General features: G+C 29.8%; 18 protein-coding genes, 1 tRNA gene and 1 pseudogene. 9 read left to right on the top strand and 11 right to left on the bottom strand.

The features are described from left to right. The 3 genes from RMN92_RS04185 to RMN92_RS04175 form a co-directional block, all read right to left on the bottom strand. Positions 1-1,187: MFS transporter (locus RMN92_RS04185; protein ID WP_309608208.1), on the bottom strand; the 1,187-nt coding region annotated here is incomplete at its 3' end. 140 nt (positions 1,188-1,327) lie between these two features. After that, positions 1,328-2,143, bottom strand: coding sequence for a M48 family metallopeptidase (locus RMN92_RS04180; protein ID WP_309608207.1), 816 nt, complete (start codon positions 2,141-2,143; stop codon positions 1,328-1,330). Between the two features lie 34 nt (positions 2,144-2,177). Beyond that, positions 2,178-2,360 carry a hypothetical protein gene (locus RMN92_RS04175; RefSeq protein ID WP_309608206.1) on the bottom strand — a complete coding sequence of 61 codons (183 nt, stop codon included), beginning with the start codon at positions 2,358-2,360 and terminating at the stop codon, positions 2,178-2,180. 1,069 nt (positions 2,361-3,429) lie between these two features. On the opposite strand from RMN92_RS04175, the gene RMN92_RS04170 reads away from it, so the two are divergent. From RMN92_RS04170 to RMN92_RS04155, 4 genes are all read left to right on the top strand, one after another. Beyond that, positions 3,430-3,621, top strand: coding sequence for a hypothetical protein (locus tag RMN92_RS04170; RefSeq protein WP_309608205.1), 192 nt, complete (start codon positions 3,430-3,432; stop codon positions 3,619-3,621). 62 nt (positions 3,622-3,683) lie between these two features. Then, entirely contained in the window at positions 3,684-4,460 is a 777-nt protein-coding gene (locus RMN92_RS04165; protein WP_309608204.1) for a GLPGLI family protein, read from the top strand. Then, positions 4,435-7,080, top strand: coding sequence for a carboxypeptidase-like regulatory domain-containing protein (locus RMN92_RS04160; protein ID WP_309608203.1), 2,646 nt, complete (start codon positions 4,435-4,437; stop codon positions 7,078-7,080). Before RMN92_RS04165 ends, RMN92_RS04160 begins: the two co-directional genes overlap by 26 nt. A gap of 466 nt (positions 7,081-7,546) precedes the next feature. Beyond that, positions 7,547-7,738 carry a hypothetical protein gene (locus tag RMN92_RS04155; RefSeq protein ID WP_309608202.1) on the top strand — a complete coding sequence of 64 codons (192 nt, stop codon included), beginning with the start codon at positions 7,547-7,549 and terminating at the stop codon, positions 7,736-7,738. A 9-nt stretch (positions 7,739-7,747) separates the two neighbouring features. Here RMN92_RS04155 and RMN92_RS04150 read toward each other — a convergent pair whose 3' ends face one another. Then, the gene (locus RMN92_RS04150) at positions 7,748-8,137 is read right to left on the bottom strand and encodes a transposase (RefSeq protein ID WP_309608209.1); all 390 of its coding nucleotides are present in this window, start codon (positions 8,135-8,137) and stop codon (positions 7,748-7,750) included. A gap of 153 nt (positions 8,138-8,290) precedes the next feature. Then, positions 8,291-8,656, bottom strand: a pseudogene (locus RMN92_RS04145) (maltotransferase domain-containing protein); the annotation flags it as partial. A gap of 108 nt (positions 8,657-8,764) precedes the next feature. On the opposite strand from RMN92_RS04145, the gene RMN92_RS04140 reads away from it, so the two are divergent. The 5 genes from RMN92_RS04140 (at position 8,765) to RMN92_RS04120 (ending at position 13,547) form a co-directional block, all read left to right on the top strand. Next, entirely contained in the window at positions 8,765-9,595 is an 831-nt protein-coding gene (locus RMN92_RS04140; RefSeq protein ID WP_309608201.1) for an alpha/beta hydrolase, read from the top strand. A 5-nt stretch (positions 9,596-9,600) separates the two neighbouring features. Continuing rightward, positions 9,601-9,987, top strand: a complete 387-nt coding sequence (msrB, locus tag RMN92_RS04135) for a peptide-methionine (R)-S-oxide reductase MsrB (protein WP_309608200.1) — start codon at positions 9,601-9,603, stop codon at positions 9,985-9,987. A gap of 60 nt (positions 9,988-10,047) precedes the next feature. Continuing rightward, positions 10,048-11,826: a long-chain fatty acid--CoA ligase gene (locus tag RMN92_RS04130; RefSeq protein ID WP_309608199.1), complete on the top strand. Its 1,779-nt coding sequence runs from the start codon at positions 10,048-10,050 to the stop codon at positions 11,824-11,826. Positions 11,827-11,837: 11 nt separating this feature from the next. Next, positions 11,838-12,884: a proline iminopeptidase-family hydrolase gene (locus tag RMN92_RS04125; protein WP_309608198.1), complete on the top strand. Its 1,047-nt coding sequence runs from the start codon at positions 11,838-11,840 to the stop codon at positions 12,882-12,884. 141 nt (positions 12,885-13,025) lie between these two features. After that, entirely contained in the window at positions 13,026-13,547 is a 522-nt protein-coding gene (locus RMN92_RS04120; RefSeq protein WP_309608197.1) for a hypothetical protein, read from the top strand. Positions 13,548-13,596: 49 nt separating this feature from the next. On the opposite strand, the gene RMN92_RS04115 is transcribed toward RMN92_RS04120, so the two are convergent. The 6 genes from RMN92_RS04115 to RMN92_RS04090 form a co-directional block, all read right to left on the bottom strand. Beyond that, positions 13,597-14,166: a pentapeptide repeat-containing protein gene (locus RMN92_RS04115; protein ID WP_309608196.1), complete on the bottom strand. Its 570-nt coding sequence runs from the start codon at positions 14,164-14,166 to the stop codon at positions 13,597-13,599. Between the two features lie 56 nt (positions 14,167-14,222). Then, positions 14,223-14,296: transfer RNA gene (locus tag RMN92_RS04110), tRNA-Arg, on the bottom strand. A 66-nt stretch (positions 14,297-14,362) separates the two neighbouring features. Further along, a complete protein-coding gene (locus RMN92_RS04105) occupies positions 14,363-14,506 on the bottom strand; it encodes an SsrA-binding protein (protein WP_309608195.1) in 144 nt (47 codons plus the stop codon). Positions 14,507-14,575: 69 nt separating this feature from the next. Further along, positions 14,576-16,375: a M56 family metallopeptidase gene (locus RMN92_RS04100; RefSeq protein WP_309608194.1), complete on the bottom strand. Its 1,800-nt coding sequence runs from the start codon at positions 16,373-16,375 to the stop codon at positions 14,576-14,578. A gap of 6 nt (positions 16,376-16,381) precedes the next feature. Further along, positions 16,382-16,738 carry a BlaI/MecI/CopY family transcriptional regulator gene (locus tag RMN92_RS04095; protein WP_309608193.1) on the bottom strand — a complete coding sequence of 119 codons (357 nt, stop codon included), beginning with the start codon at positions 16,736-16,738 and terminating at the stop codon, positions 16,382-16,384. A 286-nt stretch (positions 16,739-17,024) separates the two neighbouring features. After that, complete coding sequence (locus RMN92_RS04090; RefSeq protein WP_309608192.1) at positions 17,025-18,353, bottom strand: serine hydrolase; 1,329 nt, start codon at positions 18,351-18,353, stop codon at positions 17,025-17,027. Positions 18,354-18,735 lie beyond the last annotated feature (382 nt).

Below are 18,735 nucleotides of genomic sequence, written 5' to 3'. Positions count from 1 at the left end.
ATTCCATAAATTGACATTCCTATTACAATTCCAATTTTTTCTGTAACATCGTAAAAACTAAAAAAGGAGGCTGTATCTTCTGTTTCGGGTAGAAATTTTGAATAAGTAGAACGTGCCAAAGCCTGAATGCCGCCCATAACCAATCCAACGAATCCAGCAGTTATATAAAAATGAATGGGCAATGTTACAAAATAAGCACACAAACATATTACAACCCAAATTCCGTTTATAAATATTAATGTTGGAATATTTCCAAATTTGCGTGATGCTTTTGATGTTAAAACTGCGCCCAAAACTGCAATCAAATTTATTACTAAAATACTAACAATTAATCCCATTCTTTTTTGAGAATCAGATTCCCAAAGCACTTCTTTTTCTCCAAAATAAGTGGCTACCAAAATCACAGTTTGTACTGCCATACTGAATACAAAAAAAGCTATGAGATACCGTTTTAATTTTATATTTTGAAATAATTGATTTTTAACTTTCACCAATTCGCGAAATCCATTGAACAAAATTTTGCTAGTTACTTTTTGCTCGCTTTTGTTTCCTTTTGGTAAATAATAAAATGTATACTGACTAAAAACCAACCACCAAATTCCTGTTAAAGCAAACGATAAACGCATAGCATCGACGGCTTCTTGCCCTTCTTTTCCTATGACGATAAATAAACATATTATCAATAATGCAACACTGCCAATATATCCCATAGAATAACCTTTTGCGCTCAAATTATCCTGTTGCTCTTTGAATGCTACATCTGGCAAATACGAATTATAGAAAACCAAACTTCCCCAATATCCAATTAATCCAAAGAAATAAAATAGTAATCCAATGTAAATATGTTTCAAATCAAACCAATACAAGCCAATACAAGAAAATGAACCTATAAGACAAAACAATTGTAAAAATCTTTTTTTATTTCCAATATAATCTGCCATTCCTGAAAGTATTGGTGAAATTATGGCAACAATAAAAAATGCAAATGCAGTTATAAAACTTATCAAAGCCGTATTGGATAGTTTTGTTCCAAATACTTCGATATCAAGATTTTCGTCAGAAAATAAACCGGCATAAAATAATGGAAAAATGGAGGAAACAATGACTAATGTATATACCGAATTTGCCCAATCGTAAAATGCCCAGGCATTTAATAATTTTTTATCTCCTTTTCGTAATGCTATCATTTATTTATTTTTTTGATTATTATTCCTTCCTTCGACTGCGCTCAGGATGACATTGAAATTGCTTTTTTACAACCCAAATATAACTAAAAAACAAAAGCCACTTCAATTGAAATGGCTTCTTCATATTAATTTAATATTATCTATTTGAAAACCACACCAAATTTTGCGGCTTCTGCTTTTGCCGCTGGAATTTGTGATGTTATTTTTGCAATACGAGTTTCGTTTGATGGGTGTGTACTCATAAATTCTGGTGGTGATTGTCCGCCTTTTGCTGACATACGTTCCCAAACTATTACTGCATTTTTTGGATCATAACCTGCAACAGCCATTAAAGTGAGTCCAATCATATCTGCTTCGCTTTCATGGTCACGGCTAAAAGGCAACATAACCCCAAATTGACTTCCCAATCCAAAAGCTTGCATCCACATTTGCTGTTTTTCGGCAGATTGGTTTTGAGTTCCTACAGAAACAGCCACTGCACCAGCTTGTTGTAGCATTCCAGCACTCATTCTTTGTGCACCATGACTGGCAAGTGCGTGCGCAACCTCATGACCCATTACGGCTGCCATAGTCGCTTCATCATTGGTAATTGGTAGAATCCCTGTGTAAAACACAATTTTTCCTCCTGGCATGCACCAAGCATTTACTTCTTTATTATCAACCAGTTTATATTCCCATTGGTAACCTTGCAAAACGGCTGCTTGTCCATTCGCTGTTAACCATCTTTCTGCGGCTGCTTTAATTTTCATACCCACTTTTTCTACACGTTTTGCTTCAGCAGTTCCAACAACAACTTTATTTTCAGTTAAAAACTGTCCATATTGTTGGAAAGCCATTGGAAACAATTGGTCATTGGATACCAAAGCCAAAGTTTTTTTTCCAGTAAAAGGATTGGTAGAACATGAGCCTATTAGCAACAATATTGCAACACTATATAATGAAACTATCTTTTTCATAACTATAAATTTTATTTACAAATTTAAGAAATTACTATCCTATAAAGTGCAATTCAGTAAAATCTTTTTGAATAATCAAAAAATTATCATTTTCGAAAAAAACTTCTTCAAAAGCAACTTGCTCATTATCAATTTTAATTTTATTTACTTTAAACGGCAATCCTTTTAAATTTATTTTAATAGTGTCATCTCCTAAAAAAACAAATATGTACGGCAAAAAAATGGGTTTGTAACACAGAGAAATGAATTTGTATAACACAGAAATGACGATGTATCATACAGAAATGAGTTGTACCACAAAGAAATGATTCGGACTATATAGAAATGGTTTGGAGCATATAAAATTTAACAAAATAAAGGTTTAAACCAGTTCATTTATAAATCATTTGGTTGCATGACAGCTTAAGATTTTTTTTGGAAGGGAGTAGTCATTAGATGAGTAAACTCATTTCTATAAATAAATTATAAAATTTTGTTGTTAAATCAACGCGTATGGCATCAAAAAGGTTCTTTTTGCGTTAAATGCAGTGCGTTTGCCATCAAAAGAATTTTTTATGCCAAATACGCAGCGCGGTTGGCATCAAAAGATTGTTTTATACCTTTTCTGCAATGCGTCAGGTACCAAAAGAGTGTTTTTTGCCTTAGACGCAGCGCTTCCAGTTCCAAAAGAATACTTTTGAACTTAAACGCAGCGTTTCCAGAATCGAAAAAATCAAAATGACCATGGTTTTAATTAAATAAGTGGGTTTGAATATTAAGTTAAAAATAGATTTGTTGGTTTACTGTGTATGGTATTTTGAGGTTTCTCAATATATATATGGGAACAGAATTCAATTATGCGCTAATGATTGGAGTATGATTGTGCAGACGGAAAATTTGTAGTGCATAGATTATTTATAAACTATTTTGCCTATTTTTGAAAACCAGTTTCAAAACCAAACTGACAACAGAAATATACGCAATTCGTTTTTTTGTGTTATTGGAGTTAAAAATTTAAAATCAAGATTTTAGGTAATTTGCAATGTATAGGGTTGCGAATATTTAGGAGTTGTGTGATAACTTTTGAGAAACAATCGTGCAAAAATTCAGCGTTCGAAAGTTGGAAATAAGCAAAGTTGAGAAGAAATTTATAGCGTTTTTAAAAATAGTTGCAAATATTTTTTAAGCAATGTGAATTTCTTCTATAAATCTGAACCATCGTTCACGGGCTGGAATATTTATTCCAATATACAGCAGCCTTTAAGCAATAATGCACTGGGAATACAAAATTTATTATGAAAAAATTAATGTTCGGCTTATTAGCAACAGGGTTTATGACTTTATCGTCATTTACAACAGCTCCAGTTGCAAAAGAAACTAAAAAAGAAACCGTAAAAATGAGATATTACTCAGTGAGATGCAATGGTGTCCTTGCAGGTGGTTTCGCTTGTGATGGTTGTGACGCACAGGCTGTTGGAAACGCAATGTGTAATGGCTAATTAATTTTATAAGCAAGGGCTCACTCCCTTGCTTATTTATAACATTTTAAATCAAAAAAACAATGAAATATAAAATAATAGCATTTTTACTACTTAGTAATATAGTTTTTTCTCAAAAAGGTATAATAAGATATGGGTTTATTGAAGCGTTTGATATTGGCAATGCTAAAGGTCCAGATTATAACGCATATTTAGTTTTTGATAAGAATCAATCTTACTATGTTACTGCTAAAGATAGTTTAGAAAATGCTCAAAAAATGAATGAACAAAAAATATATGAAAATGAAGATGGTGGAGGTTCAATCCAAAATGGAATGAAATCAAGTAAGGAAGGCGATCAAGTTGTTTACAATATTAAAAAAAACACTATGTGGTCTAATATTTTGTATCGTAAACAAATTTATATAAAAGAAATTGCACCAAAAATAAATTGGAAAATAGAGAAAGAAACTAAAAAAATTGGAACTTTTCTATGCAAAAAAGCAACAACTTCATTAAGAGGGAGAAAATATATAGTTTGGTTTGCAACTGAAATTTCACTACCATATGGACCTTGGAAATTAACTGGATTACCTGGATTAATTTTAGAAGCCTACGATACTAATAAATCAGTGTATTGGTATTTTAAAAGTGTTGAATATCCGACTAAAGTCAAAGAGAAAGTAAAATATATGTTTATTCCAACAAAAGTTAAAGTATTATCTTATGAAGATTTCAAAGGATTACAAATAAAAGAACAAGAAATAGTTGTTGAAAAAAGTAAACTACTAAAAAAGCAATTTCCTCAAATAGAAGTAATAACACCAAAATTAAATGAAATGTTCATTGAATGTGAATAACTCTAAAAGTAAAACAACATTTTTAATACTTTTTCTTCCTTTTTCATTGTTTGCACAACAAATAAACATTAAAGGAAAAATAAAAGATAATCAAAACAGAAGCGTTCAAAGTGCTTCTGTTTCGATAATTGATAATAGTGAAAATAATTTAGGCTACAATTATTCCGATGAAGATGGAAATTATTCAATCTCATTTGATAAACCAAGTTCCGATAAAATAACGATTGAAGTATCTTGCCTAGGCTATCTTAAAAAAATACAAAGTTTCAATATAAAATCTAATTCAATTCAAAACTTTATTTTAGAAGAAAAAACAGAATCGTTACAAGAGGTTGTTATCGATGCAAACAAAAAAATAAAAATTGAGCAAGATACAACAACAATCAAAGTAGCAAGTTTCGGAAACAAAACCGAGCAAACAGTAGAAGATATTCTAAAAAAACTTCCGGGAATTGAAGTCCAAAAGGACGGTACAATAAAAGCACACGGAAAAGTAATTGATAAACTATTAATTGAAGGTGAGGATATGTTTGATAAAAACTACAAACTTTTATCAAAAAATCTTGATGCAAAAGTATTAGATGCTGTACAAATAATTGATAATTTTGAAGACAATCCTATTCTAAAAAAGCTTAACAATTCTGATAAGGTAGCATTAAACCTAAAACTAAAAAAAGGAAAAACCAATATTTGGTTTGGCAATATTAGTCTTGGTAGCGGTATAATCTCTGAAAACCGTTGGAAAGAAAGCATAAATTTAGGTTTATTAAAGAAGAAAATAAAACTTTTTTATCTATTCGATTATAATAATCTTGGTGAAAAAGCAAGTGATTTAATTTATACAAATGTTCTTGACCGAAATTCATTTAGTAGCGACAGATTTGAATACAAAGCAAAAAACCTATTTAATATAAACAATAATGAAGTTCAATTTTTTAGTAAAACTCAAAGTGCTTTTAATAAAGCATTTTTAAATTCGTTGAGTTTTAATAAAAAATTAAATCAAAAATTTTCATTAAGAGGTGTTGTTTATGTAGCAGACGATAATCAAAATCAAAATTCTTATTCTGAAACCAAATATAACATTGACAACAACCCAATATCATTCACAGAAAACAATTTTTATATCAATCATAAAATATTAGCATCCATAGAGTTGGAATTAAAATATTATGCAAACGAAAAAAACTACATTACTAATTTATTTATTTTCAAAAACAACCCAAACAAGTTAAACAACAATTTAATTTTTAATTCCAACCAAATCAATCAATCATCAAAAACAGAAAATTATACATTTTACAATCATTTTAACCAAACTTACCAACTTTCCGTAAATAAAATTTTAAATAACTATATTTATTTTGGTAATGATAAAATAAGCGAAAATAGTGCAATTATTTCACCATTTTTGAATACTTTTTTAAATACAAATACTAACAATATAGTTAATCAGATAACAAATAACAAATTATTCTACATTGGTGGTAAAACTAAATTAATTTCAAAATTTAGAAAAGTTGATATTGCAAATAGTTTGCAACTTGAATTAAACCAAGAACAATTTAAAAATACTTTTTTAGTCAACAATAGTAATAATACAGACTATGAAAATAACACAAAATTGGATCAAATAAAAATGTCCTTTGACAATGCTATTAAATATAATTTTTCAAGAAAAATAGATTTTACAGCAAACATTAGTTTGCTAAACAATATTTTCAATAGACAAATCACACAAGACAATATTTTTCTAATCAATCCAACTTTATCATTAAACATTAAAAAAACAGGTTTTGGTAATTTTTCATTATCCTATTCAAAAAACAATACTTTACCCGAAATCAATCAACTAACTTCAAATAATCAATTAATTGATTACAGAAGTTTCTCTAAAGGAACATTTTACAGTAAACCCTTGAAAAACACTGTTTCTTCATTTACATATTATTTTTACAATGATGAAAAAAGATTTTCAATAAATACAAACTTGTTTTATATAAAATCACATTCTATATTCAATACAGAAAGCACATTAACGAATGATTTCAATTTTGCAACTTACATACAAACAAATGGAGGCGAAAGCTATAATTTCAATTTTAGTATTGTCAATTACATTCGTAAACTCAAAATAGCGTCAAAAATAGAAACAACACAAATGTGGAATTCTACACCAATAAATGTAAATTCAATTGAATTTACACAAGCAAAAAGTTATACAAATATTTTAAAATATTCAGCAACAACATATTTCAAAATTCCAATAAATTTTGATTGTGGGTTTACTTATAATTTTATTGAATCTGCATTCAACAATATTCAATCAAAAAATATTACAGAAGATATTTTTATTAATATAAATTACGCAATTTCCAAAACTTGGTTAGCAGAATTTAATAATTCTTTTTACTATCTAAATAATCAAAATTATTCATTTAATAACATAATTATAAATTACACACCAAACGAAAGTCGTTTTTCATACAAATTAATATTTAACAATATTCGCAACGAAAACGAATACACATATATAACAATTAGCGACTATACCTACAATAAATCAAGTATCAATCTCGTTCCAAGATATTTACTTTGTTCAGTAAAATATAGATTTTAAAAGGAAAAAGAATACTGGTTTTGGGCTTCGCCCAAAACCAGTATTCTTTTTCATAAAACATTTCTTCAAAATAATTTTTTAATTCCAAAAAATCATTATTTTTATCATAATTAACAATCTAAAAATAAAATATTATAGCTTCAACATCTGAAATCGGACACAGCAAAAATGTAACAAATTTTGAAACATTAATTCTAAATTGCACAGGATTCGGAGCAGGTTATATCCCATCAAACACTGATTTAAGAAACAATCGTGCAAAAATTCAGCGTTCGAAAGTTGGAAATAAGCAAAGTTGAGAAGAAATTTGTAGCGTTTTTAAAAATAGTTGCAAATATTTTTTAAGCAATGTGAATTTTTTCTATAAATGTGAACCATCGTTCACGGGCTGGAATATTTAATCCAATAAACAGCAGCCTTTAAGCAATAATGCACTGGGAATACAAAATTTATTATGAAAAAATTAATGTTCGGCTTATTAGCCACAGGGTTTATGACTTTATTGTCATTTACAACAGCACCAGTTGCAAAAGAAACTAAAAAAGAAACCGTAAAAATGACATATTACTCAGTGAGATGCAATGGTGTACTTGCAGGTTATTTCGCTTGTGATGGTTGTAACGCACAGGCTGTTGGAAACGCAATGTGTAATGGTTAATTAATTTTATTAGCAAGGGCTCACGCCCTTGCTAATTCTTGATCGACCATGAATACTCGTTCCAGACTGCCTAATGGATGGTGTGAGTCCACAAAAGGAACACAATTGCGCTGCGCTTTCAAACTTTGTAAAACCATCAGTTAAAACTACTACCATTACCGCTGTTTTGCGACCAATATTGGGAATACTTTCTAGTTTGGTCAGTATTTCTTGGTAATCTGTTTTTACTAATACAAGCAATTCTTTTTCTATAATTTCGAATTCCTTTTGCAAGTTTTTCAAACTCCTTTCTAATGATTTTACAACCAACTTACTCGGGTTTCCTAGTGTTTGCTGAGCTTGAAGCTTGTTCTTATAAGCCGTACTTTGCTTAGTATAGGTTTCCAGTACTCGAAACATTTGAAAACATTCCATTTGGTTTTTTGTATACCCAATCCAAGCTGGTAAATCGCGCTCTTGCCCATACAAACAAATCATCTTGGCATCGGATTTATCGGTTTTTATTCTAGACAATTTCATCTGAATAAAACGTTTTATCGACAATGGTTTGATGTATTCTATTCCTTCTAAAAGTTCAGATTTTACAAACTGATTGTCCTGAATCTTTTTGCCAATACCATATTGCCAATTAAGCGCATAATCTATCCAGCTTTCTACAAAATAGAAATAATATCCTTGTTTTTCGATATTAAACGAAGCTTCGAACTCATCATTTGGTTTAGAAAACATTCTAAATTCCGACCATCATTTTTCTTTTTCGTGTTTGAATTGAACGATGGCTTCCATTACATCGTGTCCATCAGAAATAATATCGGCAGTTACAATCACTTTCTGACCTACAATTCTTTTTATAAAAAATGCCCCATTATCTAGTTGAGGCAAGATATTTTCAATGATTACTCTTTTTTGATTCAACATTTTAAGATTTATTTAAGAACTCTAAATTTAATAAAAAAAGATTAAAATAGTAACTTGCATTAAATTTATTGTATATCACAAAAAAAACATACAAATCAAATTCAATCAATGAAAATTCCTAAATCAATTTTACTTGCAGCCAAAATTTCACAATTTATTTCACCAAAATTAACAACTCTTTTTGCATCCAAATTATTTACAACGCCTGTAAAACATAAAATGCCAAAGCGAGAATTGGAAATGGATGTAAATTCTCGCCAAGAAAAATTGCTTGTTCCAAAAATAAATAAATCAATTACAATATATCATTATGGAAATGGCGACAAAAAGATACTATTGGTTCACGGTTGGTCAGGTCGAGGTACACAACTGGTAAAATTTGCAGATGAACTTTTAAAACTAGGATATTCGACCATAAGTTTTGACGCTCCAGCCCACGGAAAATCTGGATCAAAAACTACCATTATGCCAGAATTTATTGCATCAGTATTTGAAATGGAAAAACAGTTTGGGCCATTTGAAGCGGCTATTGGTCATTCACTTGGAGGAATGACTTTAATGAATGCTGTAAAAAGAGGTTTAAATATAAAAAAAGCAGTCATTATAGGAAGTGGCGACAAAATAAAGGATGTTCTGATAGAGTTTGTAAAAAGCATGCATTTTAATGAAAATGTAGCTGAAAAAATGAAAGTTTATTTTGAAAATAAATTCGGAGAATCATTAGAAACTTATGCTGCTAGTGAAGCTGCAAAAAGCGTCATGATTCCAACATTAGTCATTCATGATGAAAACGATTATGAAGTACCTATATTTTGTGGAAAAAATATATTTAAAAATTTACCCAATGGCGAAATGATTATCACAAAAAGACTAGGTCACAGAAAAATTTTAGGTGATAAAGAAGTCATTGAAAAAACTATTAATTTTATTCAAAAATAATTATTATGAAATATCCAATCGAAAAAACTGAGGCAGAATGGAAAGAACAATTGGGAGATAAAAAATTTCATATTCTTCGTGAAAAAGGTACGGAATATCCACATTCTGGAGAATATAATTTGCATTATGAAAACGGAACCTATGTTTGTGCAGCTTGTCAAGAACCATTATTTGAAAGCAATTCCAAATTTGACGCACATTGTGGATGGCCTTCTTTTGATGAATCCATTCCCGGAAAAGTGAAATATATAAAGGATTCAACACATGGCATGATTCGTACAGAAATAGTTTGTGCAAATTGTGGTGGACATTTAGGACATATTTTTGATGATGGTCCAACCAAAACTGGTCAACGTTATTGTGTAAACTCGCTTTCTATTGACTTCAAATAAATATTGTTGTCATTTTAGGTAATTTTTACTAATTTGCATTAAAATTAAATCCCCAGATAAATGACTAAGATTACACGCCTATTCGATTTTGCTTACCATCAACTTGAAAAATACAATATTGATGATGCATTGGTTACCAAGCAAAATGGAGTTTGGGTTAAAACATCTACGCAAGAATATATTGACAAAGCAAATTGCATTTCAAGAGCTTTATTGCGAATTGGAATCCAAAAAAATGATAAAATTGCAATTATTTCCTCGAATAATAGAACCGAATGGCATATTATGGATGTTGGAATTTTGCAAATTGGGGCTCAAAATGTTCCTATTTATCCAACTATTTCCGAAAATGATTACGAATATATCCTAAACCATTGCGAAGCAACTTACTGTTTTGTTTCCGATGTAGAAGTTCTTGGAAAACTCAATTCAATAAGACATAATGTTACCAATCTTAAAGAAGTGTATTCGTTTAATGACATTGAAGGTTGCAAAAATTGGAAAGAACTATTAAATTTAGGAGAAGAAAAAAGCAACCATGATGTAGTTGAAGATAGGAAAAACAATGTAAAACCTTTTGATTTAGCAACTATAATATACACTTCTGGAACTACAGGCAAACCAAAAGGAGTTATGCTTTCGCATAATAATATTGTTTCAAATGTATTGGATTCATCCAATAGAATTCCTTTTGAAAGTGGAAAAAGTCGTGCCTTGAGCTTTTTGCCTATCTGCCATATCTATGAACGAATGGTTACTTACATTTATCAATATACAGGTTGCTCAATTTATTTTGGAGAATCTTTAGAAAAAATTAGCGAAAATATCAAAGAAGTTTCTCCAACTGTGATGACCGGTGTACCACGTTTGATAGAAAAGGTATATGAAAAAATTATTTCCAAAGGATCTGAATTGACTGGAATTAAGAAGAAACTTTTCTTTTGGGCTGTCAATTTGGGTTTAAAATATGAACCTGATGAAGCCAATGGTTTTTGGTATGAATTTCAACTCAAAATAGCTCGAAAATTAATTTTTAGTAAATGGAAAGCTGGTTTGGGTGGAAAACTAGATTTAATTGTAAACGGAAGTGCTGCGCTCCAACCTCGATTGGCTAGAATTTTTGCAGCAGCTGAAATTCCTGTTATGGAAGGTTACGGATTATCTGAAACATCGCCAGTGATTTCTGTAAATGACCAACGCAATCGCGGTTTCAAAATTGGAACTGCTGGAAGAATAATTGATAATGTAGAAGTTAAAATTGCTGCCGACGGCGAAATTCTTTGCAAAGGACCAAATGTTATGATGGGGTATTTTAAAGATGAAAAACAAACAAATGAAGTTATTGTAGATGGCTATTTTCATACTGGTGACATTGGTGAAGTAGATAGCGATGGGTTTCTTAAAATTACAGATCGTAAGAAAGAAATGTTCAAAACCTCTGGCGGAAAATACATTGCACCTCAACTACTTGAAAATGCCATGAAACAATCCCGATTTATAGAGCAAATTATGGTCATTGGTGATGGTCAAAAAATGCCAGCTGCGTTTATTCAACCTGGATTTGAATTCATAAAAGAATGGGCAAAATTACACAATATAACACTTGGAAAAACCAATGAAGAAATTATAAACGAGCCAAAGGTTGTGGAACGAATTCAACAAGAAGTAGATAAAGTCAATGAAAAATTTGGCAACTGGGAAAAAATAAAACGTTTTGAACTCACTCCTGATCTTTGGACAATTCCTGCTGGCCATTTAACACCTACAATGAAGTTAAAACGCAAAATAGTAATGGAAAAATATATCAATTTATTTCATAAAATTTACGATGTTGCTTAAAAAATAAGTCCATGAAAATCAAAATATTTTTCTTATTACTATTGTTTGCATTTTTATCAAACGGATGTAAAAAAGAAGAAAATAAAGCCAAAGAAAACTATCTTGATTTTTCCAAACGAGATGATCAATATACTGGTGGCATAAAAATGATTCCTATAAAAACACCAATAGGAGATTTTAAAGTCTGGACAAAACGTGTGGGCAACAATCCTACTATTAAAGTACTTTTACTTCATGGCGGTCCTGGTGTTACACATGAATTATACGAATGTTTTGATGGCTATTTTCCAAATCAAAGTATTGAGTATATATATTATGACCAATTGGGCTCCTATTATAGTGACCAGCCAAACGACAAAAAACTTTGGACAAATGAACGATTTGTAGAAGAAGTAGAACAAGTACGAATAGCACTAGGATTAAATAAAGACAATTTTTACTTAATGGGTCAATCTTGGGGCGGAATTCTAGCCATGGAATATGCACTCAAATATCAACAAAATTTAAAAGGGCTTATCATTTCAAATATGATGGCAAGCGCACCAGAATATAATAAATATGCCGAAGAAGTGTTAGGACCAAAACTACCAAAAGAAGTTTTTAATCAAATTAAAATTTTTGAAAAAAATAAAGATTACACCAATCCCAAATATTCCGAACTGCTTTTTAAATATTATTACACAGAACATATACTCAGAAAACCGCTAGATGAATGGCCAGAAGCAGTAAACAGATGCTTCAAACACCTTAATCCAAACGTATATATTCATATGCAAGGACCAAGCGAATTTGGAATCACGGGCGATGCAACACTTAAAAATTGGGATATCAAATCAAAACTTAAAATATTAACAGTACCTACTTTAGTCATTGGTTCAAAAAATGACACTATGGATCCAAAACACATGGAATGGATGTCCAAAGAAGTCCAAAACGGGCGCTTTTTATTCTGTCCAAACGGAAGTCATTTGTCGCAATACGATGATCAAAAAATTTATTTCACGGGTCTAATCAAATTTTTGCGAGATGTTGATTCTGGAAAATTTAAAAAAATATAAATTTTAATCCAAATTAAGTTTTGGATTTTTTATTTCCAATGTTAAGCTTTTCATTAAATGCAAAACTTAACATTGTGGTATTGTTTTATTTAATAGTTTTGTAACTTAAATTTTACAGTAAATTAACATAATAGCTAAAAAATGGAAAAAGTTGAAGTGAAGCCACAAGAATTGATAAATAATTCAAATGGAGAAGTTAAAAAAGATCCTATTGTAGAAACCAAAGTTGAACCTGTAAAAAAAATTACTGCGACTAGAACAATTAAAAAGACAACGCCCGTAGTTTCAAGAACAAGAGTATCAGCTCCAAGAGCAACGACTATTAAAAAAACTCTAACAACACGGACTAGAGTTGCAAAAGATAAAATAGCTCCTGTAGTAGTCGATAAAGTTAAAATTGAACCAGAAATTAAAGAAATTTTAAATATAGCAAAGTTTGAAATTCAAGAAATAAAATTGCCTAAAAAAGCAATTGAAAAATTAAAAAAAACCAAAATGGAAATAAAGAAAAAAGAATTGAAAGAGAAAAAAGCCAAAGCAGAAAAAAAATCAAAGAAAAAAGACAAAGCGAAGCTAAAAAAGAAAAAAGCCAAACTAAAAGCTAAAAAAGCAGATAAGAAAAAAGCCAAAGCTAAAAAGAAAGCAAAGTCTAAGAAAAAATAACTGCTCGTTTTGCAATTTCTAAAGCCAATAATTTTAAAGTTATTGGCTTTTATTTTACGATAATTTCATATTTATCCAATAAGCCTTTTATACCTTCTTGGGAGAAAACAGCTTTTTTTAGTTTTGTTTTTTCAGGATCAATGGAGAAGAAATAACTAGAATAAAAATCTGCTTTGTTGGCAATAGCATCTGTAAAAACTGCTAAATGCAAATTGCAATTGTCAAATAGTGCTTCGGTTAAATCAGATTGCATAAAATCGACACTAACCATACTACAATTGGTAAAAATCATGTTGCGAAGTTTCAAATCATAAAATTGAACATAATCTAATTTGCAATTTTTGAAATTAAATTCATAAATAATTTGGTCTGTCATAGCAAAATTGACAGATGTAAAATCGCAATCGTTAAACATCACATTTCGCAAACCTACGTGACCAATTTTCGCTTCCTTGAAATTGCAAAAATTAAAAGTACAATCGACAAAATTGACACCCACAAAATTGCAAACTGTAAAAACACAATGATTAAAAATACAATTTTCATATTCTTTATGTGTTATTTCATAATGTGAGTAAGTAATTTCGTTGTATTCTTTGTCGTAAATATAATCAGCCATAGTTTAATAAAAAAACAAATTTAAACAAAAAAGTCCACCTTTTGGGTGAACTTTTGTGACCGCGGCTGGATTCAAACCAGCAACCTCTTGAGCCGTAATCAAGTGCGCTATTCAGTTGCGCCACGTGGCCTTTTTTGTGAGTGCAAATATAATGATAATTGTTAAATCTACAAGTAGTTTTACAGAAATTATAAATTTAATTTTCCAATGCTTTTTTAGTCACAAAAGCCCGGTAACCAATAATAACCATCTGCCATTTACTAGCTTTAGACAAATCGAGTCTCTGTTTTGAAAAACTGGGCAAAAGCAATTTATTAATTTTGGCTAAAATCTTGTACATGATTTATTTTTTACAAAAGTAAAAAAAGACCATCAAATCTGACGGTCTTTCCAATTAAAAATTATTTTTTTACTTTTCTGAATCAATTTTTCTTTTCTCGGCTTCTAATTTTTCTTTTTTTGCATTCATGGCATCTCTTCTTGCATTCATCCTATCTCTCATCGCATCGTGTCTATTTCGAATGGCTGTTTGGCTATCCCTTGCGGCAGTTTCACTGTCTTGAATGGCAGTTTCTGTGTCTACATCTTGAATACCAATTGTTTCATGATAAGCTTCCATTTTGTCTTCATAAACTTTCATTTTAACTTCAAATTTTTCCATTTCTTTTTCGAAATTGGTCATATCTGGTTGCCATTTTTCCATTTGGGCTTCATATATTTTCATTTGGGCTTCAAATTTTTTCATATCTGGTCCATTTTCCCAACTTTTAGCAAATTTATCCATATCAGCCTCAAATTTTTGCCATCCTTTTTCATCGTTAGGATCTGTTGGCGCTTTTACATTTGGATGTTTTGGAAAATTTGGTGGTGTTGGTGGCGCTGGCATATTGCTCATGTCAGGTCCATTTGGTGGTGTTGGAGGTGTAGGAGGAGTTGGTAGATTTGCCATTTCTTGATCATCACTATTATCCTGATAAGCATAATCAGAATTCGAATTGTCTTCATTTTCATTTAGCGCAATTCTGTTATCATTGCCCAAATTGATAGACATTCTCCCTTTTTTATCTTTTTGAATATTGATATAAAATGGTTTTATAGGTTCATCGCTTACAATAATATGATTGCCTTTTGTGCCTTTTTGATTTTTAAAATAAGTGCTTATCGCAATAATTTCTTCCTTATTATTTCGCTTAACATTTTTAAATTTAATGTCAACATCACTTTCGGTTTTTACAGTTTCAGCAATTTCTTTTAATTTATTGTCCGATGTGTTTTTGTTGATTACAATAGGATCAATTTCCGATTGATTTTTATTATAATAATTAGGCCTACCAGATTTTTCTTGCGCAATTAATTTTACCTGAAAGAAAATAATAAATGCTACCAAAGCAGGAAGAATAACGGCATACTTCCAAATGTTTCTCTGTTTTGATTGATTTTTGTTTAACATAACAATTCGTTTTTTGATTAATGATTGATAAAATGAGTTGGTAATCGACAAGCAGTTTTGATCAGAAACTACCTTTAAAAGCGTCATTTGATACGCTTTTTTATTTTCAGTATTTTGAATTGCCTTTTGGTCGGCAATATATTCTAAATTTTGGATTATAGCATTTTTGTACAACCAAACAAACGGATTGAACCAAAAAATGGCGCAAAAAACTTTGGCAATCAAGACATCTATAGAATGTTTTTCGAGACTGTGTACTTTTTCGTGCGATATAATATTTTGCAATTCACTATTCGAATACATTTTTGAATTGAATACAATATATTTAAAAAATGAAAATGGATTTATGTTTTCATTAATGTCTATCAAAGCAAAAGGTTTGACTACATTTACTTCTTTGTTTTTTATTAATTTGAATAAAGAAACCAATTCTAAAATTATTTTCAAAATCAAGACGATTACCAAAATTCCATAGCCAATGTAAAATAAATTCAACCAATTGAATGATTCCACAGTATTTATTGGCATTTGATTTGTTGGGGAAAATACAAAGTCGGTTGGAGAATAGATGGGCTTATCAATAAAAACTATTTTCTCAATAAAAAATAAGGGCAACAATATTGAGGTGAATAATCCTGATAATAAAAACCAACGATTGCTGTTAAAAAACGTTTCTTTTTGGACTAAAAAAGTATAGGCAAAATAAAAAACAGCCACCAAAGCACTAGATTTTAATAAATAAATGAAAATAGTTTCCATAAGCTTCTATTTTTTCTCGATAATAGCTAAAATTTCTCTTAGCTCTTCTGCAGATATTTTATTTTCTTCCGCAAAAAAAGACACCATATTCTTATAGGAACTGTCAAAATAATTCTCAATTGCAGTGTTCATAAAACGCTTTCTGTAGTCTTCCATTTTTACAATTGGAAAATACTGATGCGTATTTCCAAAGGCATTGTAGGATACAAATCCTTTCTCTTCCAAATTCCTAATAATGGTAGATAGTGTGTTATAATGCGGCTTTTCATCGGCTATTTCAGCCAAAACCTCTTTTACAAAAGCCTTTTTCAGCTTCCATAAAATTTGCATAATTTCTTCTTCTTTGTTGGTTAACTTTTGCATATTTTATTTTTTTGGGCGTTCCCAAAATGTGTAAAATTTTGTTCCTTCGTCACTTCATTTTTCTACATTTTGGTCAGGCTTTCCGTTACAATCTTTTATAAATTGTCTCCTTCGACAAGCTCAGGATGACAATTTATAAAAGGATTTTCACTACAATCCTTAACGCAAAACAAACTTACAACTATATTTTTAGTTATAAAACTATTTTTATAGTTATTTAACTATTTATTAAGTTTAAATTTTTTAATATATAAAAAAACCAATGTTTAAGTTGGTTTAGAGTGTTTTATGTTTTTCTTATTTTGATTTCCTTAACTCCTCCTTTTGTCAATATCATAGATTTTACGATACCTTTTTTGTCAATAATAAATTCGAAAGTTCGATCATTTTTGTTGTTGCTAAAAAATTTAGTACTACTTTCGGCTAAAAGTTCATTATCTTCAGTATTCAGATATAATTTGTTATCTTTATTTATTACTTCCAAATTCCCATACTTTCCTGCAAATTTACTTAGAGTATTTTTATTTATAAATATTTCTTTATGTAAATAGGGCAATTCAACTGGTATTCCGAATAATATTCCTGCTAAACCATAGCTTATCATATGAGATTCCGATTCATTATTGGATAAGACGGCAATGAAAATATTATCTTTTGGATAACTATCATATGTTGTCATTGTTCCAATAAAACCGCCGCTATGAGTTAGTAAATAATGATTGTGATTGTAATAAGGATTAATAAAAATTCCATATCCGTAAGAATCAATAAACCCATTGTCTGGATAAATCTTATTGTATTGTGTCGTCATAATTGACTTAGACAAATTTGAAAGAAGTGTTTCTCCGTAAAAGGCTCTATCTAATTTATATAAATCATCGATTGTTGAGTAAATTCCATCTAAACCCGTATTTAAGTTCCAATTTATATAAGGATTGTGGACATAATTATTACCATTTCGATAATAAATCTTTGCTTTTTTGCCTATTATTGAATCATTATTACAAACTCCAGTATCTTTCATTTTTGCTTTGTCGAATATATTTTGTTTTAAAAATACTTCATATGTTTGTCCAGAAGCTTTTTCAATAATTTGTGAAAGCAAAAAATAGCCTATGTTACTGTATTTGCAGTTCGTACCTGGATTAAAAAGATACGGTTTATTTTTAATATTTGCTATCGCTGAATCTTTAGTTATAATAGTAGAATCTAAATATAAATCTTCAAAATCTAGTGGAAGCCCAGCTGTATGTGTCAATAACATATGTATAGTTACCTTTTCACCTTGTGGATAATTTGGAAAAAATTTATTTAATTTATCATTAAATGATAGTTGCTTTTTTTCTACCAATTGCATAATGGCGATTGCTGTAAAGTGTTTAGAAATTGATGCTAATACAAATTTTGTGTCAAACGTATTCTTAACATTCCATTCTAAATCGGCATAACCATATGCTTTTTTTAATATTACAGTGTCATTTTTCATTACGATTACTGTTCCTCCAAATTTATTAACTTGGTTTTGTGCGTCCATATATTTTTCAATTTCTTGAAAGTTGTTTTTCTGACACCACGATACAATAGGCAATAAAAGTATTAATGTTATTATTTTCATATTTACTATTTAAGTTAAAAAGCTAATTACAAATTCAAGATCACAAATTAATGAATAAAGAGTCAAAAAAAGTTCACTAGACAGTTATAAAAATAAGTTGGTAGTGTTGTATTCCTTAACGCAAAACAAACTTACAACTATATTTTTAGTTATAAAACTATTTTTATAGTTATTTAACTATTTATGAAGTTTAAATTCTTTAATCTATAAAAAAACCACTATTTAAAGTGGTTTAGAGTGTTTTATGTTTTTCTCATTTTAATTTCAGATTTAGCTTTTTCGAGTGCTGCCCGCGCTTCTTCCATTTCTTTTTTGGCTTTTAGCATTTCCTCTTTGGCTTGTTTGAGTTCTTCTTTTGTTGTATCTTTCTCAGATTTTAAAT

Source organism: Flavobacterium sp. (genome assembly GCF_031363805.1).
GTDB lineage: Bacteria > Bacteroidota > Bacteroidia > Flavobacteriales > Flavobacteriaceae > Flavobacterium.
Note: the sequence above shows the minus strand (reverse complement) of the source record. Positions and strands in the feature narration are given on the sequence as shown.

Bases quoted from the DNA above. Each gene is read 5' to 3' on its own strand.
- RMN92_RS04180 (WP_309608207.1), bottom strand. From the start codon at position 2,143: ATGAAAAAGATAGTTTCATTATATAGTGTTGCAATATTGTTGCTAATA.
- RMN92_RS04170 (WP_309608205.1), top strand. From the start codon at position 3,430: ATGTTCGGCTTATTAGCAACAGGGTTTATGACTTTATCGTCATTTACA.
- RMN92_RS04165 (WP_309608204.1), top strand. From the start codon at position 3,684: ATGAAATATAAAATAATAGCATTTTTACTACTTAGTAATATAGTTTTT.
- RMN92_RS04160 (WP_309608203.1), top strand. From the start codon at position 4,435: ATGAAATGTTCATTGAATGTGAATAACTCTAAAAGTAAAACAACATTT.
- RMN92_RS04155 (WP_309608202.1), top strand. From the start codon at position 7,547: ATGTTCGGCTTATTAGCCACAGGGTTTATGACTTTATTGTCATTTACA.
- RMN92_RS04150 (WP_309608209.1), bottom strand. From the start codon at position 8,137: ATGTTTCGAGTACTGGAAACCTATACTAAGCAAAGTACGGCTTATAAG.
- RMN92_RS04140 (WP_309608201.1), top strand. From the start codon at position 8,765: ATGAAAATTCCTAAATCAATTTTACTTGCAGCCAAAATTTCACAATTT.
- msrB (WP_309608200.1), top strand. From the start codon at position 9,601: ATGAAATATCCAATCGAAAAAACTGAGGCAGAATGGAAAGAACAATTG.
- RMN92_RS04130 (WP_309608199.1), top strand. From the start codon at position 10,048: ATGACTAAGATTACACGCCTATTCGATTTTGCTTACCATCAACTTGAA.
- RMN92_RS04125 (WP_309608198.1), top strand. From the start codon at position 11,838: ATGAAAATCAAAATATTTTTCTTATTACTATTGTTTGCATTTTTATCA.
- RMN92_RS04120 (WP_309608197.1), top strand. From the start codon at position 13,026: ATGGAAAAAGTTGAAGTGAAGCCACAAGAATTGATAAATAATTCAAAT.
- RMN92_RS04115 (WP_309608196.1), bottom strand. From the start codon at position 14,166: ATGGCTGATTATATTTACGACAAAGAATACAACGAAATTACTTACTCA.
- RMN92_RS04105 (WP_309608195.1), bottom strand. From the start codon at position 14,506: ATGTACAAGATTTTAGCCAAAATTAATAAATTGCTTTTGCCCAGTTTT.
- RMN92_RS04100 (WP_309608194.1), bottom strand. From the start codon at position 16,375: ATGGAAACTATTTTCATTTATTTATTAAAATCTAGTGCTTTGGTGGCT.
- RMN92_RS04095 (WP_309608193.1), bottom strand. From the start codon at position 16,738: ATGCAAAAGTTAACCAACAAAGAAGAAGAAATTATGCAAATTTTATGG.
- RMN92_RS04090 (WP_309608192.1), bottom strand. From the start codon at position 18,353: ATGAAAATAATAACATTAATACTTTTATTGCCTATTGTATCGTGGTGT.